The sequence below is a fragment of the Lysobacter sp. M2-1 genome (genome assembly GCF_022662495.1).
GTDB lineage: Bacteria > Pseudomonadota > Gammaproteobacteria > Xanthomonadales > Xanthomonadaceae > JAKPBU01.
The window spans coordinates 328,874-344,443 of sequence record NZ_JAKPBU010000005.1; the positions used below are offsets into that span (position 1 = coordinate 328,874).

Sequence of the window (15,570 nt, forward strand, 5' to 3'; positions counted from 1 at the left end):
ACGCTGCGCCTGCTGGTGGTCTGCCTGGGCAACATCTGCCGTTCGCCGATGGCCGAGGGCGCGCTGCGTGCGCGTCTGCGCGAAGCCGGTTTGGACGAGGTGGTGGAAGTCGATTCGGTGGGCACCGGCGAGTGGCACGTGGGTCAGCCGCCCGATCGCCGCGCCATCGCCTGCGCGGCGCGCAACAACGTCGACATCGCCGGCCTGCGCGGCCGGCAGCTGTCGCGCCGCGACTTCGAGGCGTTCGACTACATCCTGTGCGCCGATCGCAGCACCTTGCGCGAGACGGCCGCCCTCGCACCCGATGGCGCGCGCGAACGCTGCATGCTGCTGTCGGCCTACGCAGGGCAGGGCGAGGTGGAGATCCCGGACCCATATACAGGCGGGACGCCCGAGTTCGACTATGCCTGGGAACTGGCCGACGGCATGGCGCGGGCCATCGTTGGCCGTTTGTCCCGGTAGCCGCCGCGCCCCCGACGCGTGCGCAGGCATGCGTCGCCTCCCCGCAGGCCGAGTCGACGACGCATCGACGTCGTCGCGCCGACCCGCATTCGATCCTGCGGGATAATGGCCGCGTATGAGCGTCGCCAAGCCCGCCACTACCCCCGTCTTCGATGGCAAGGCCTTCGTCCGCGGCCTGAGCACCGCGCCTGGCGTCTACCGCATGCTCGCGGCCGATGGCGGCGTGCTGTACGTGGGCAAGGCCGGTGCGCTGAAGAAGCGCGTCGCCAGCTACTTCAACAGCGCCCCCAAGGGGCCGCGCACCCAGGCCATGCTGGCCCAGACCGCATCCATGGAGGTCACGGTCACCCGCACCGAAGGCGAGGCGCTGCTGCTGGAAAACCAGCTGATCAAGGCGCACCGCCCGCGCTACAACGTGATGCTGCGCGACGACAAGAGCTATCCCTATGTGCTGCTGACCGACGAGCAGTGGCCGCGGATCGCGTTCCATCGCGGCGGGCGCAGCATGCCGGGGCGTTACTTCGGCCCGTATCCGGGCGCGGGTGCCGTGCGCGAGACGCTGGGCATGATGCACAAGCTGTTCAAGTTGCGCAGCTGCGAGGACAGCGTGTTCCGCAATCGCTCCCGCCCCTGCCTGCAGTACCAGATCGGACGTTGCAGCGCGCCGTGCGTGGGGCTGGTGGAGGCGGGCGAATATGCCGATGCGGTGCGACGGGCCGCGTTGTTCCTCGAAGGGCGCAGCGATGAGCTCAACGCCGAACTCGGGCAGGAGATGGAAGCGGCCGCTGGGCGGCTGGATTTCGAACAGGCAGCGCGCCTGCGCGACATGGTCGCGACCCTGCGCAAGATCCAGGCGCGCCAGTACGTGGACGGCAAGGCCGCCGAGCTCGACGTCCTGGCTGTCGCCATGCAGGGCAGCGCTGCCTGTGTGCTGCTGCTGGCCTTCCGCGACGGGCGCAACCTGGGCACGCGCAGCTTCTTCCCCAGGACCAATGGCGAGGAGAGCGCCCAGGAAGTGCTGTCGGCCTTCGTGTCGCAGTACTACGCCGAGCTGCCGGCGCCGCGCGAGATCGTGCTGGATCGCGAGATCGCCGATCTCGAGCTGCTCGAGCAGGCGCTGTCGGACGCGGCGGGGCGCAAGGTCTCGATCAAGACCAGCGTGCGCGGCGACCGCGCCGGCTATCTGGATCTTGCGCGGCGCAACGCCGAGCTGTCGCTGGCCAGCGAAATCAGCAGCCATGCCGCGCAGGCGGCGCGCGCGGAGGACCTGCGCGCATTGCTGGGGCTGGAAGCGCCGGCGCAGCGGATCGAATGTTTCGACATCAGCCACACCATGGGCGAGGCGACGGTCGCCTCGTGCGTGGTCTTCGATGCCAACGGCCCGGTGCGCAGCCAGTACCGGCGCTTCAACATTGCCGGGATCGAGCCGGGCGACGACTACGCCGCCATGCACCAGGCGCTGGACCGCCGCTTCCGGCGCGCGGTGGAGGAGGACGGCGTGCTGCCCGATGTGCTGCTGATCGACGGCGGGGCGGGGCAGGTGGCGCAGGCCAATGCGGTGCTGGCCGACCTCGGCGTGAACGATGTGACGGTGGTGGGCGTGGCCAAGGGCGAGGAGCGCCGCGCCGGCCACGAAACGCTGCTGCTGCCGGGCGTGAATGGGCAGCCAGGGCGCGAACTGCGGCCCGGCGCGCAGTCGCCGGGCCTGCAGCTGATCCAGCAGGTCCGCGACGAGGCGCACCGCTTCGCCATCACCGGCCATCGCGGCCGGCGGCAGAAGGCGCGCAGCAGCAGCCGGCTGGAGGACATCCCCGGCATCGGACCGCGCCGGCGCGCCAGCCTGCTCAAGCATTTCGGCGGCCTGGTTGGCCTCAAGGCCGCCGGCATCGAGGAAATCGCCCGTGTCGAAGGCGTCAATGCCGCCCTCGCGCAGCGGATTTACGCGACACTGCACGGGTTGCCCGGCACCCAGCCCGACCTCGGAACGCAATGAAGCTGACGGTACCCACCATGCTCACGCTGGCCCGGATCGTGATGATTCCGGTGCTGGTGCTGGTGTTCTACCTGCCGTTCAAGTGGACCAACTTCGCCAGTGCGGCGGTGTTCATCCTGGCCGCACTCACCGACTGGCTGGACGGCTGGATCGCCCGGCGCTATCACCAGTATTCGGCGTTCGGCGCCTTTCTGGATCCCGTCGCCGACAAACTGATGGTCGCCAGCGCCCTGTTCCTGATCGTGCAGGGGCATCCGACCGCCTGGATGGCGTTCTGGGCCTCGGTCATCGTCGGCCGCGAGATCGCGGTGTCGGCGCTGCGCGAATGGATGGCCGAGCTGGGGCAGCGCGCGCGGGTGCAGGTGGCGGCCATCGGCAAGATCAAGACCATCGTGCAGATGGTGGCGATCAGCTGCCTGCTGTACGCCATCGTGCCGGCCAAGCCACCGCAACCCGAGCCCTGGATGGGCGGGGTGGTATTCCAGATCGGCGACTGGCTGCTGGCGGCGGCCGCGCTGCTGACGTTGTGGTCGGGTTACGAATACCTGCGCGCCGCGTGGCCGGTGCTCAGGGCGGGGGAAGGTCACGCGGTCGACCTGCACAAGGTTGACAGTTCGCAGGCAGACGCTAAAATCTCGCCTCTTTCGCGGGAATAGCTCAGTTGGTAGAGCACGACCTTGCCAAGGTCGGGGTCGCGAGTTCGAGTCTCGTTTCCCGCTCCAAGATGTTCCTCCCTGAACGCATTGCGGCCGAGTCAGGCCAGTGTTCCAGGGAACCAGACCCCGGGCGATCCGGGGTTTTTCATGCCCATCGCCGGCCCATCCGGCGACGCGATGTGAAAGAATGAAGCAGTCACCGGCCGGGTGGCAGAGTGGTTATGCAGCGGACTGCAAATCCGCGTACGCCGGTTCAATTCCGACCTCGGCCTCCAATTCGCGCGATTGCCTCGCGCGCACGCTAAACCCGGCTTCGGCCGGGTTTTCCTTTTGAAGCATGGGCTGGCGGGTTTCCAGGGCCGCTGCGGCGGCGCGAAGGCAGTCACGGCGGAGGTTGATCGCGGCGCGGCCGGGGTTCGTGTTTGTGGCCACTTGATCTGCGGTCGACTGCCTGGGCGGGCTGGTCCTCTCCGTCATGGGCGGATTCATGGCCGGTTTCTTCCCCGGCCCGCGTCAGGCACCCTATGTCCCGCACCGCCCGGATGGCGAAACTGGTATACGCAAGGGACTTAAAATCCCTCGGCCGCAAGGCCATGTCGGTTCGATCCCGACTCCGGGCACCAATCCAAGGAACAGCATGCTCAAGCTAGAAGATGCCCGCGTCGCCGTGATCGGCCTGGGCTACGTGGGGCTGCCGCTGGCGGTCGAATTCGGCAAGCGCTACGAGACGCTCGGCTTCGACATCGATGAGGCGCGGGTGGGCCGCCTGCAGCAGGGCAACGACAGCAACGGCGAGTGCGAGCCGGCCGAGATCGCCGCGGCCACCCGCCTGCAGTTGAGCGCCGACCCACAGGCGCTGCGCGATCGCAATGTCTACATCGTCACCGTGCCCACGCCGGTCGACGAGCACAAGCGGCCCGACTTGTCGCCGCTGGTGAAGGCCAGCGGCACCATCGGCGCGATGCTCAAGCCGGGCGACGTGGTGGTGTACGAGTCGACCGTGTACCCCGGTGCCACCGAGGAGATCTGCGTTCCGGAACTCGAGCGCGTCTCGGGCCTGCGCTTCAACCAGGATTTCTTCGTGGGCTACAGCCCCGAGCGCATCAATCCCGGCGACAAGCTGCGCCGGCTGCCGGACATCCCCAAGGTCACCTCCGGCTCGACGCCGGAAGCGGCGGATTTCATCGACGCGCTGTATTCGAGCATCATCCGCGCCGGCACCCACAAGGCATCCAGCCTGAAGGTGGCCGAGGCGGCGAAGGTCATCGAGAACACCCAGCGCGACGTCAACATCGCCCTGATTAACCAGCTTGCGCTGATCTTCCAGCGCCTTGGCATCGACACCCACGATGTGCTGGAGGCGGCCGAGACCAAGTGGAACTTCCTGCCGTTCCGACCCGGCCTGGTGGGCGGGCATTGCATCGGCGTGGATCCTTACTACCTGATCCAGAAATCGCAGTCGCTGGGCTACTACCCGGACATCCTGATGGCCTCGCGCCGGATCAACGATTCGATGGGCCGCCACGTGGCCGCGTCGGTGATCAAGCGGATGATCCAGAAACGCATCTCGCTGTCCGATGCGCGGATCCTGATCCTGGGCCTCACTTTCAAGGAGAACTGCCCCGACCTGCGCAACACGCGCGTGGTGGAACTTGCGCGGGAGTTCGAACAGTACGGTGCGAAGGTCGACATCCACGACCCGTGGGCCGATCCGGAACAGACCCGGCACGAATACGGGATCGAACTGCTGGGCACGCTGCCGCACCAGGCCGATTACGACGCCGTCCTGCTGGCGGTGGCGCACGACCAGTACCGCGCGCTCGGGATCGAGGGCGTGCGCCGACTGGGCCAGCCCGACGTCGTGGTTTACGACATCAAGAGCATCTTCCCCAAAGACACCGTCGACGGACGGCTATGAAATGAAGGCACGGCTGCGGCATCTGCCCCGTTTCCCGCTGGACTCGGGGACGCTGCGCTATGCCGTGTACGTGCTGAGCGTGACCGCCCTGCTGGTATCGCTGGGCATGCTGTGGTGGCGCGGCCGCGATGGGTGGGCGGTGGTAGCCGTGATCTCCGCGGCGCTGGCGCTGGTGGGGAGCTGGGATCTGCTGCAGCGCCGGAGCACGCTGCGCCGCAACTATCCGATCCTCGCTCACTTTCGTTACGGCCTGGAATCGATCGGGCCGGAAATCCGCCAGTACTTCATCCAGGCCGACATCGAGAAGGCGCCGTTCTCGCGAGAGCAGCGCGCGCTGGTCTACCAGCGCAGCAAGTCGGTGCAGGACACGGTGCCGTTCGGCAGCGAGCTCAATCCCTATGGCGTGGACTACGAATGGATCAACCATTCGATGGCGCCGGTGCCGGGCGATCGCCACGACTTCCGCATCCTGGTGGGCGAGGGCTGCGCGCAACCGTACTCGGTCAGCGTGTTCAACATCTCCGCGATGAGCTTCGGTTCGCTTTCGGCCAGCGCGATCCGTGCACTCAATGCCGGCGCCAGGCGTGGCCGCTTCTACCACGACACTGGCGAGGGCTCGCTCTCCCCGTATCACCGGGAGCATGGGGGCGACATCGTCTGGGAAATCGGTTCGGGCTACTTCGGCTGTCGCAACGCCGACGGCAGTTTCAGCGCGGAGCGCTTCGCTGCGGTGGCGCGCGACCCGCAGGTGAAGATGGTGGAGCTGAAGCTGTCCCAGGGCGCCAAGCCGGGTCATGGCGGAGTGCTGCCGGCGGCGAAGGTCACGCGTGAGATCGCGGAAACCCGCGGCGTGCCGATCGGGGTGGACTGCGTATCGCCGGCGCGGCATAGCGTGTTCGACACGCCGGTGGGATTGCTCGAGTTCATCGCGCGCATGCGCGAACTGTCCGGCGGCAAACCCGCGGGTTTCAAGCTGGCCATCGGCCACCCCTGGGAATGGTTCGGGATCGCCAAGGCGATGCGCGAGACCGGGCTGCTGCCGGACTTCATCGTGGTCGACGGCGCCGAGGGCGGTACCGGGGCGGCTCCGGCGGAATTCATCGACCATGTCGGCGTGCCGATGCACGAGGGCCTGCTGCTCGTGCATAACACCCTGGTCGGCCTGGGCCTGCGCGACCGGATCAAGCTCGGCGCGGCCGGGCAGATCGTCAGCGCGTTCGACATCGCCCGGACCATCGCCCTGGGCGCGGACTGGTGCAACTCGGCGCGTGGCTTCATGTTCTCGCTGGGCTGCATCCAGTCGCAGGCCTGCCACACCGACAAGTGCCCGACCGGCGTGGCCACGCAGAACCCCGGACGCTGGCGCAAGCTCGATGTGCCCGACAAGGCGACGCGTGTGTTCCAGTTCCACGAGAACACGCTCAAGGCACTGCGTGACCTGCTGTGCGCAGCGGGGCTGGAGCATCCGCAGCAGCTGGGGCCCGAGCACATCCTGCGGCGCGTGTCGCCGGTCGAGATCCGCTCGCTCGCGGCGCTCTATACGTATCTGCAGCCCGGTGAACTGCTGGACCGGGTTCCCAGGCATGCCGTGTTCCAGGAGTTCTGGGCCGATGCGCGCAGCGACAGCTTCGCCGCACCGGAGAAGGTGGGCGCCCTGCGTCTGGCCAAATCCTTGTAGGAGCGCCTTTCAGGCGCAGCTAGCGATCTGCGTCTGGGGCACGTCGTTGTAGGAGCGCCGCTTCGGCGCGACCGAAGGTGCGGCATCGGTCTCGGTCGCGCTTGAGAGGCGTTCCTACAGGAGCCATCGCGGATACAGAATGCCGTCGCGCTCCGCGCGGACGCGGCTGTTGCGCGCACGTGTGACGTGCCCAGCGAAAGCCTGGCGGCGTTGCCCACGTCATTCCATGACCGTCGATCGGCACGGCATGGCGATGGCAGATTCGTGGCAACCCATGCACGCCGATCGTGGTATGGATACTGCCTCCCCCGAGCAGCCGTGATGTCGCCATGGTCTGGAGGCTCGCCCCCGCTACCCTCATCCTGCTGCTTGCGGCCTGCAGCGCAGGGATCCAGGAGCGCAACAGCGATCGGCAGTCGGCCGCGCGCGATCGGACTGCGCCAAGCACCTTGTTCGTCTCAGGCAGGGTGGTTCGAGGCAGTACAGCCGACATGGATTCGATTGGAGCGCCGTCCGCCGCGGCCACGGCGGTCCAGACGATGCGCACCGGCGGACCCCAACAGGCGTTCCGTGTTCCCGATCCGCCCTTCGTCGCGCGCGAAGTGGGCCGATTCACCGAACCGTGGGCGATGACATTCCTTCCCGACGGACGCTTGTTGGTGACGGAGAAGACCGGGCATCTGCGGCTTTTCGACGTCGCGGCCCGGGCGACCGGCGAGATCCGGGGCGTCCCTGCAGTTGCCTATGGTGGTCAGGGGGGGCTGGGGGACGTGGTGCTGCATCCGCAGTTTGCCAGCAACCACCTGGTCTATCTCAGCTACGTGGAGGCCGGGGCGAACGACACCCGTGGCGCCGTCGTGGTGCGTGCGCGCCTGGATCTGGATTCCAGCGGCAATGGCGGCAGCCTTGCGGGGCTGCAAGTGGTGTGGCGGCAGGCACCCAAGGTGACCGGCTACGGCCATTACAGCCATCGCATCGCATTCGGGCGCGAGGGCAAGTTGTGGATCACCTCCGGCGACCGCCAGAAGTTCGATCCGGCGCAGGACCTGCAGCAGAACCTGGGCAAGGTGCTGCGGCTCAACGCCGACGGCTCGGTTCCGTCGGACAATCCATTCGCCGCCCAGGGGGGCATCGCCGCGCAGGTCTGGAGTCTGGGCCACCGCAATCTGCTGGGAATTGCATTCGATGCGGGCGGAACGCTATGGACCCACGAGATGGGACCGGCCGGCGGCGACGAGCTCAACCGGATCGAACGCGGCAGCAACTACGGGTGGCCGATCGTTTCCAATGGCGATCACTACGACGGCACCCCGATTCCCGATCACTCGACGCGTCCGGAGTTCAACGCGCCCGAAGCATGGTGGACGCCGGTGATCGCGCCCTCGGGCTTCATCATTTACAGCGGCAGCCTCTTTCCCTATTTCCGCGGCGAAGGGTTCATCGGTGGCCTGGCCTCGCAGGCGCTGGTGCGCGTTCGATTCGCAAGCGGCGGTGCGCAGGAGATCAGGCGCCACGCGATGGGCGCGCGCATCCGCGAAGTCGAGCAGGGGCCTGACGGCGCCATCTGGCTGCTCGAGGATGGCGCGAACGCACGCCTGCTCAAGCTCACGCCGCGCTGATCCCATCCGGCGACTGCAAACGACACGTCAACTGATCGATGGCACCCTGGCTGGGCACTAGGCCTTGACCATCGCCAGCCGATGCAGACCTGCGGCAGCGAGGTCCTCCGAATGGCGCTGGACCTGGATGCCGAACACTTCCAGCGCCCGCGCATAAGCGACCTGCAGGCGATCGTTGCCGATCAGGTGAACGCGGGAGGGATGCGGGTCCTGTCCGCGGAGTTCGTGGCCGATCAGCAGCCCCGACAGATAGGACGGCGACTGGGTGCGCGACAGGCGGCCGAGTAGCGCCATCGTGCGCACGCCGAAAAGATGATGCAGCAGCCCGCCGGCATCGCCGCTGCGGCGCAGGCCTTCATCGAAGGCCGGCACATGCAGCGGTGGTTCGTCCGCAGCCATCAGCCGGGCCAGCACGCTCTGGTTCCGGAACAGCGCGTAAGCCTCGCCCGTCATCGTGGTCTGTACCGATACGATGTTGCTGCCGCGGATGTCGACCCATTTGCTGTGGGTGCCGGGAAGACACACGGTGTGGTCGCCGTCGCCAAGGCGGTCGAGCAGCCCGATGATCTGCGTTTCCTCGCCGCGCATCACGTCGGCGACTTCGGACGAGGTTTGGTCGATCATCCCGGGCACGATCAACAGCTCGCGCTCGGCCAGGGCGGGCGTACCGCCCTCCAGGGCCACGATCGCCGCTGCGATCTCGCGTTCGCCGGCCGGGCATTCCACGTACGGCACTTCCATCCATCCGCCGCGCCCGCCGATCATGCCGCACATCATCACGCGCGTATCGTCCCAGCCATCGAGCTGGCGGGCGAGGACCTCGGCGAAGCGGCCGTCGCAGGACAGTACGCCCAGGTCGGCGCGACGCTGCTCGAGGATGGTGCCGTCCGCGCCGAGGCGGTAGGCGCGCAGGTTGCTGCTGCCCCAGTCGACGGCGATCACGAAGCGATCCCCCTCGGTTGGCGCGAGCAACGCGCGCGGCGGATGCGATAGGCCGGTGCCACTCGCCACTCCGTCGCTGCGCGCATGCTCATCCCGTCACCACTCCGCGATGCTGCCGTCGGCATGGCGCCACACCGGGTTGCGCCAGTGCGGCGGGTCTGCGGCTGCGGCGCGTAGCCGCTGCTCGTCGATCTCCACGCCCAGGCCCGGGCCGGGCAGGATGCCAATGCTTCCGTCGACGCAGGCGAAGTCGTCCTTGTTGAGCACGTAGTCGAGCAGGTCGGCGCCGTTGTGGTTGTAGTGGATGCCGATGCTTTGTTCCTGCAGCACCGCGTTCCACGCGACGAAGTCGACCTGCAGGCAGGCTGCCAGCGCCACCGGACCCAGCGGGCAGTGCGGGGCGAGGGCGACATCGTGGGCCTCGGCCATGGCCGCGATCCTCACGCATTCGGTGATCCCGCCGGCGTGCGACAGGTCCGGCTGCACGATCGCCAGGCCGCCGCGCTCGAACACGCGTTTGAAGTCGAAGCGCGAATACATGCGCTCGCCGGCGGCCAGCGGGATCGAGGTCGCTGCCGCGAGCTGCGGATAGTATTCGCACTGCTCGGGCAGCACCGGCTCCTCGACGAACAGCGGCCGCAGCGGTTCGAGTTCGCGCAGCAGCACCTTGGCCATCGGCATGCCGACCCGGCCATGGAAATCGATGCCGAAGTCGATCGAGTGGCCGAACGCGGCGCGGATCTCGGCCACTTTTTCCACCGCCGCATCGACCGCACGCGTGCTGTCGAGCGGGCGGAATTCCTCGGTGCCGTTGAACTTGAAGGTGTCGTAACCGAGTTCCTTCAGCGTTTTCACCTGCTCGATGATGTCCGCGGGCCGGTCGCCACCGACCCAGCGGTAGGTCTTCATGCGATCGCGCACGCGCCCGCCGAGCAACTCGTGCACCGGCACGCCCAGGGCCTTGCCCTTGATGTCCCACAGCGCCTGATCGATTCCGGCGATGGCGCTCATCAGCACCGGACCACCGCGGTAGAAGCCGCCGCGATACAGGGTCTGCCACAGGTCGTTGATGCGAGAGGGATCCTTGCCGATCAGGTATTCGCACAGTTCCTGCACGGCGGCCTCGACGGTCGCGGCACGGCCCTCGATGATCGGCTCGCCCCAGCCGACCACGCCGTCGTCGGTCTCGATCCTGAGGAACAGCCAGCGTGGCGCTGCGTGAAAGGTTTCTGCGCGGGCGATCTTCATCGTGTCACTTCCATGTCGGCCTGGTCGAAGGTGTCGCCGCGCGCCTGGTGCGGCGCAGCCGGGACCGCCGGGCTGGCCGCGTCCAGGAGATGTAAATACGGCTGCGCGGACGCATGGTCATGCAGGCAGCCGCGGCGATCGGTATTGCCTTCCTGCCTGGCCATGCCGGTGTCTCCTGCCCCTGGATCTACGGTTGCCTGTCTGCCGCCGCCTGTCAGCGGGCCGGGCGCGAACGCATATCGATTCCGGCGATGTCGCCGCAATGGACCCGCCTGTCGGAGCCAGGCATAGCGATCGGGGCATAACGATGCGCGGTAAAGCTATATTCAACCAATGAAATTTTCGTCATATGATATTCCCCGTGAGAATACTGAGGACGGGGCATGAGTCAGACCGGTACGAACTGGGCCAATGCCACGCGGTTGAAAACGCGGCAGTTGTCGCTGTTGCTGGAGCTGGCCGAACACGGTTCGGTGCTACGCGCGGCCCAGGCGGCCAGCATGACCCAGCCGGCGGCGTCCAAGCTGCTCGCCGAAATGGAGAGCATGCTCGGGGTCAAGTTGTTCGAGCGCCATGCGCGGGGAGTGGAGCCGACCTGGTACGGCCAGGTGCTGGTGCGGCATGCGCGCACCGCCTTGACCGAGCTCAGCCGGGCGCACGACGAGATCGCCGCGCTGCGCAACGGGCGCATGGGCCAGGCAGCCATCGGCACCGTGGTCAACCCGGGTACCAACCTGGTACCGCAGGCGATCGCGGCGGTAAAGCGCGAGTACCCGGACCTGCTGATCCGGGTGGAAATGGACTACAGCCGCCCGCTGGTCGCGCGCCTGGTCGATGGGCAGTTGGACATGGTGGTCGGCCGCATCCTTGGGCCCGACGGGCTGGGAGATCTGGATTTCGAACCGCTTGCCGACGAGCCGCACTCGCTGATCGCACGCGCAGGCCACCCGTTGACCCGCCGCCGTCGCCTGGACCATGCCGATCTGCTCGAGTTTGGCTGGATCCTGCCGCCTGCGGCCAGCCTGCTGCGTTCGCGCATGGACGCGATGTTCCTCGAACACGGCCTGCCATGGCCGCAGAACATCGTCGAGACCTCGGCGTTGCCGGTCATCACCAACCTGTTGCGCACCAGCGATCTGCTGACCGCGCTGCCGGTGGATTCGATCGCGCCGTACACCCAGGCGAACATGCTGACCGTGCTGCCGATCGAACTGGGCGTGAGCATCGAATCGTTCGGTATCGTCCGCCGCCGCGACCATCTACTTTCCCCGGGGGGGCAACGGGTACTGGAAGCGCTGCGCGTCACCGCGCGCCGGTTGTACGCCGAGCTGCCACCGCCGCAGGGCACACGGCGTAGTCCGGCCAAGGGGCTGGGCTATCTCGGAGAGGACTGAGGGTCTTGCGTCGACGCGGCGCGCTCAATCTATTCCATAAGAAGATATCTAGGTTGGAATATTTCATTGGTATGGCATGAGAGTGACGCATATCCTCCGGCTCGAAAGTCGTGCGGAACATCGCAATTCCGGAAGATCCGGCACCGGGAATCCGCCCTGAGAGCGGGTATCGGCAAGCCGGCGTGAAGCGGCAATCGGAGCCAATGGGAGGCTCCGGCCACAACCAGACATCGTTGCGGGTCCTGGGAGGGAACAATCATGTCGACGCGCCAGAGCCGCCGCCGCTCCGTCGGAAAGCTGCGCGACGCCAGCATTTCCGACCCGTTACAGCGCCTCACCAGTGTGCAGATCGGGAGCATCCGTGAAGTCGACCTCCTCGCGATCCTCGGCCCGGCCCAGGTTCATAGCGAGTTGAACGACTCGCGGTCTTCCGCGTTCGCTACCGCGAGCGATTTTGTTAGCGGTAACACCGCGGGTTTGGACCATGCCCCCGACATTGATGGCGCCAGCAGCGCGCCAGACGGCTCCCTGCCGATCTACTCCAACACCAGTCTCCCCACGCGCCACTAACCATCTCGACACAACGCCAGTTCCTCTGGAGGGAGCAGCCATGTCAATCCGTCAAAGCCACCCCGCAAGTCGCCGGGCGAACAAGGGTTTCAGCCGCCAGGCGAGGCGTTCGGCCATGGCGCTCGCCATTGCCGCCTTCCTCAGCGCCAACGCGCACGCGCAGGAGGCGGCCCAGGCTCCTGCCGACGCCGAGCAGGACAGCGAGGATGTGAAGGAGTTCGACGCGGTCATCGTGACCGGCATCCGTGGTTCCATCTACCGGGCGCAGGACATCAAGCGCGACGCCGATACCTTTGTCGATTCGGTCACCGCGGAGGACATCGGCGCGCTGCCCGACCGCAGCGTCACCGAAACGCTCTCGCGCATCCCCGGCGTGACCATCGACCGCTTCCTCTCGGCGGGCGATCCGGAACACCCCTCCGCCGAAGGCAGCGGCGTGCAGGTCCGCGGCATGACCCAGGTGCGTTCCGAACTCAACGGCCGCGACACTTTCTCGGCGAACGGTGGCCGTTCCATCGGCTTCCAGGACGTGCCCTCAGAACTGATGGCCGGCGTCGACGTGTACAAGAACCAGAAGGCCGAGATGATCGAGGGTGGCCTCGGCGGCACCGTCGACCTGCGCACCTTCAAGCCGTTCGACTTCGACGGCCAGAGGATCGCTGCCAGCGTCAGCGAGAACTACGGCAACTTCTCCGAACAGTACAAGCCGTCCGCTTCCGCGCTGTACAGCAACCACTGGGAAACCGACTTCGGCAAGGTCGGCTTCCTGGTCGATGTCGCGCATTCGGAACTCGCCACCCGCACCGACGGCATGTTCGTGCGGCCGTTCTTCGAGACCGACAACACCGATGTCGACGGCGACGGCACCAACGAGCGACTCTGGCTGCCGCGCGGCGCCGACTGGCGCACGCTGGATTTCGAACGCGAACGCCAGGGCGTCTACCTCGCCCTGCAATGGCAACCCAGCGACGACGTCGAGCTACACGCCACTGGCTTCCAGAGCCGGTACGACGAGCTCTGGTTCGAGGACGCCATCTTCGTCGGCAACGATCCCACCGCGGTCAGGATCGACACCAGCCAGCCGTTCGAACTGGATGGCGGCGTGTTCCGCTCGGGCCGGCTCGTCCAGGACGGCAATATCCCCATGGGCACGGACATCCGCGCCTCGAACAGCAACTCCAAGGTCACCGACTTCTCCCTCGGCCTGAAGTGGACGCTCACCGACAGCACCGAACTGACGACCGAACTGCAGTACGTCAAGGCGGAGACCCGGAGGCTGGATTCCACGGTCTCGCTCGGCATCAACGTGCCCTATATCGACGTCGACCTCACCGGCGGCACGCCGTCGGTCGGCATCGACCAAGAGTTCACGGGAAACCCCGCCAACTATTACTGGGGTTTCACCATGGACCATCGCGACGACAACGTCGCCGACCAGCTGGCCTGGCGCGCCGACCTCAAGCACAGCTTCGACAACGGCTTCTTCCGTGCGATCAAGTTCGGCGTGCGCCTGACCGATCGTTCCGCCACCAGCCGGGATACCGGCTACGACTGGCAAGCGGTGTTCCAGCCCTGGATGCAGTGGTGGGCCCTGCCGGGCGACCAGCCGCTGCCGGGACTGGACCTCAACGACGTAGTCAACGGCAGCCTGACGCACCTCAACACCTTCGACAATTTCTACCGCGGCGATGTCAATGTACCGGGCTCCTTCTTCGCGCCCGTGCTGGACACTGCGCTCGGGTTCCCGGGCAGCTATCTGGACATCCACGAGGCCGCCACCCCGTACTACAGCTGCTGCTATGGGCAGATCACGCCGCGGAACATCCGCGATCCGCAGTGGACCAACGTGCAGAACGAGAGCACCACCGCCGCCTACGCGATGCTGGATTTCGCGCTGGACAGCATTCGTTTGGACGGCAATGTCGGCGTGCGCGCGGTGCGCACCGAGAATGCCGCCAAGGGGTTCCTGGTCTATCCGAGCCAAATCGCTGCGCCGTATCTGGGTGCCGGTGAATCGGAGCCGATCAACGCCAGCAATTCCTATACCGACGTGCTGCCCAGCCTGAACGTGCGCTGGGAGCCGATCGACAACCTGATCGTGCGTTTCGCCGCATCCAAGGCCATCGCCCGGCCGGCGTTCAGCGACATGCAGGCCTACCGAATCCTCAGCGCCAGCGTCAATGACGACAACATGGTCGGTGGGGTGAGGTGCGAGGACATCAGAATCGGGGATCCGGATGATCCCGCTGACGATGTGACGGTTTTGCCTGCCGGGTGTCTGGACCTGACAGGCGGTTCCACCGACAACCCCTACCTGGAGCCGATGAAGGCCAACCAATTCGATCTGTCGCTGGAGTGGTATTTCGATCCGGACAAGGGCGGCATGGCCTGGGTCAACTTCTTCCACAAGGACATCAAGGACTACTTCCGCAACCAGGCGCAGCTGGTGACATATCCGGGCGCCGACGGCAACGACTACGAGTACCTGGTTACGCAGACCATCAACACCGGCACCGCGCGCATCCAGGGTGCGGAGATCGGCTGGACCCAGTTCTTCGACTTCCTGCCGGCGCCGTTCGACGGCTTCGGAATCGCGGCGAACTACACCTACATCGACAGCTCGACCGACGTGCCGATCGAAGCGGATGCGGACCCGGTCGATACCGATGGCTCGAGGTACGGCGAGATGCCGGCCGACGGCCTGTCCAAGAACTCCTACAACGTGGCCGCGTTCTACGAGAAGGGCCCCTGGCAGATCCGCCTGGCCTACAACTGGCGCAGCGAGTACCTGCTGGGGATCGGCGCCAACGGCTACAACGGCACCAACGACAACCTCGCTGGCGAAACCGTTGCCTGGAAACTGCCGGTGTACAGCGACGAGTACGGACAGCTGGACGGTTCGATCTTCTACAGCATCAACGACAACGTCAAGATCGGCCTGGAGATGAACAACCTCAATAACGCCGAGCAGCGCACGATCATGGAGCAGAATGGAGGCGGACGGCGGGTCACTTCCTGGTACGTGAACGACACGCGCTATGCGGCGACACTGCGCGTGCAGTTCTGAGGTGTAGAACGGTGGGAAGGGGA

At 66.5% G+C, this 15,570-nt stretch carries 12 protein-coding genes and 3 tRNA genes; 12 read left to right on the forward strand and 3 right to left on the reverse strand.

The features are described 5' to 3' along the window. The first annotated feature begins 3 nt into the window (after window positions 1-3). From MC375_RS12435 to MC375_RS12475, 9 genes are all read left to right on the forward strand, one after another. Entirely contained in the window at window positions 4-462 is a 459-nt protein-coding gene (locus MC375_RS12435) for a low molecular weight protein-tyrosine-phosphatase (RefSeq protein WP_242103779.1), read from the forward strand. Window positions 463-577: 115 nt separating this feature from the next. Then, window positions 578-2,455, forward strand: a complete 1,878-nt coding sequence (uvrC, locus tag MC375_RS12440; protein WP_242103710.1) for an excinuclease ABC subunit UvrC — start codon at window positions 578-580, stop codon at window positions 2,453-2,455. Further along, entirely contained in the window at window positions 2,452-3,111 is a 660-nt protein-coding gene (gene pgsA, locus MC375_RS12445; RefSeq protein WP_242103711.1) for a CDP-diacylglycerol--glycerol-3-phosphate 3-phosphatidyltransferase, read from the forward strand. Before uvrC ends, pgsA begins: the two co-directional genes overlap by 4 nt. Continuing rightward, window positions 3,102-3,177: transfer RNA gene (locus tag MC375_RS12450), tRNA-Gly, on the forward strand. Before pgsA ends, MC375_RS12450 begins: the two co-directional genes overlap by 10 nt. Window positions 3,178-3,312: 135 nt before the next feature. Next, a tRNA-Cys gene (locus tag MC375_RS12455) sits at window positions 3,313-3,386 on the forward strand. A gap of 261 nt (window positions 3,387-3,647) precedes the next feature. Next, window positions 3,648-3,734 (forward strand) — tRNA-Leu (locus MC375_RS12460). A 14-nt stretch (window positions 3,735-3,748) separates the two neighbouring features. Next, window positions 3,749-5,029, forward strand: a complete 1,281-nt coding sequence (locus MC375_RS12465) for a nucleotide sugar dehydrogenase (protein ID WP_242103712.1) — start codon at window positions 3,749-3,751, stop codon at window positions 5,027-5,029. Window positions 5,030-5,135: 106 nt separating this feature from the next. Further along, the gene (locus MC375_RS12470; RefSeq protein ID WP_242103780.1) at window positions 5,136-6,707 is read left to right on the forward strand and encodes an FMN-binding glutamate synthase family protein; all 1,572 of its coding nucleotides are present in this window, start codon (window positions 5,136-5,138) and stop codon (window positions 6,705-6,707) included. 539 nt (window positions 6,708-7,246) lie between these two features. Next, on the forward strand, window positions 7,247-8,326 hold the full coding sequence (locus MC375_RS12475; RefSeq protein WP_242103781.1) for a PQQ-dependent sugar dehydrogenase: 1,080 nt from the start codon (window positions 7,247-7,249) through the stop codon (window positions 8,324-8,326). A gap of 57 nt (window positions 8,327-8,383) precedes the next feature. Here MC375_RS12475 and MC375_RS12480 read toward each other — a convergent pair whose 3' ends face one another. The 3 genes from MC375_RS12480 to MC375_RS12490 form a co-directional block, all read right to left on the reverse strand. Next, entirely contained in the window at window positions 8,384-9,268 is an 885-nt protein-coding gene (locus tag MC375_RS12480; protein WP_242103713.1) for a 2-dehydro-3-deoxygalactonokinase, read from the reverse strand. Window positions 9,269-9,364: 96 nt separating this feature from the next. Beyond that, window positions 9,365-10,516 (reverse strand): galactonate dehydratase, encoded by a 1,152-nt coding sequence (dgoD, locus tag MC375_RS12485; RefSeq protein ID WP_242103714.1) that lies wholly within the window; start codon window positions 10,514-10,516, stop codon window positions 9,365-9,367. Further along, on the reverse strand, window positions 10,513-10,680 hold the full coding sequence (locus MC375_RS12490) for a hypothetical protein (RefSeq protein WP_242103715.1): 168 nt from the start codon (window positions 10,678-10,680) through the stop codon (window positions 10,513-10,515). The genes dgoD and MC375_RS12490 overlap by 4 nt, the downstream gene beginning before the upstream one ends. A gap of 219 nt (window positions 10,681-10,899) precedes the next feature. Here MC375_RS12490 and MC375_RS12495 point away from each other — a divergent pair, with 219 nt between their 5' ends. From MC375_RS12495 to MC375_RS12505, 3 genes are all read left to right on the forward strand, one after another. After that, window positions 10,900-11,910: a LysR substrate-binding domain-containing protein gene (locus tag MC375_RS12495; RefSeq protein WP_242103716.1), complete on the forward strand. Its 1,011-nt coding sequence runs from the start codon at window positions 10,900-10,902 to the stop codon at window positions 11,908-11,910. A 258-nt stretch (window positions 11,911-12,168) separates the two neighbouring features. Then, on the forward strand, window positions 12,169-12,480 hold the full coding sequence (locus MC375_RS12500) for a hypothetical protein (RefSeq protein WP_242103717.1): 312 nt from the start codon (window positions 12,169-12,171) through the stop codon (window positions 12,478-12,480). A gap of 115 nt (window positions 12,481-12,595) precedes the next feature. Beyond that, window positions 12,596-15,547, forward strand: a complete 2,952-nt coding sequence (locus MC375_RS12505; RefSeq protein ID WP_242103718.1) for a TonB-dependent receptor — start codon at window positions 12,596-12,598, stop codon at window positions 15,545-15,547. The last annotated feature ends 23 nt before the right edge of the window (window positions 15,548-15,570 follow it).

Coding starts and splice junctions, on each gene's coding strand:
- uvrC (WP_242103710.1), top strand. CDS start 578: ATGAGCGTCGCCAAGCCCGCCACTACCCCCGTCTTCGATGGCAAGGCC.
- pgsA (WP_242103711.1), top strand. CDS start 2,452: ATGAAGCTGACGGTACCCACCATGCTCACGCTGGCCCGGATCGTGATG.
- MC375_RS12465 (WP_242103712.1), top strand. CDS start 3,749: ATGCTCAAGCTAGAAGATGCCCGCGTCGCCGTGATCGGCCTGGGCTAC.
- MC375_RS12470 (WP_242103780.1), top strand. CDS start 5,136: ATGCTGTGGTGGCGCGGCCGCGATGGGTGGGCGGTGGTAGCCGTGATC.
- MC375_RS12475 (WP_242103781.1), top strand. CDS start 7,247: ATGCGCACCGGCGGACCCCAACAGGCGTTCCGTGTTCCCGATCCGCCC.
- dgoD (WP_242103714.1), bottom strand. CDS start 10,516: ATGAAGATCGCCCGCGCAGAAACCTTTCACGCAGCGCCACGCTGGCTG.
- MC375_RS12490 (WP_242103715.1), bottom strand. CDS start 10,680: ATGGCCAGGCAGGAAGGCAATACCGATCGCCGCGGCTGCCTGCATGAC.
- MC375_RS12495 (WP_242103716.1), top strand. CDS start 10,900: ATGAGTCAGACCGGTACGAACTGGGCCAATGCCACGCGGTTGAAAACG.
- MC375_RS12500 (WP_242103717.1), top strand. CDS start 12,169: ATGTCGACGCGCCAGAGCCGCCGCCGCTCCGTCGGAAAGCTGCGCGAC.
- MC375_RS12505 (WP_242103718.1), top strand. CDS start 12,596: ATGGCGCTCGCCATTGCCGCCTTCCTCAGCGCCAACGCGCACGCGCAG.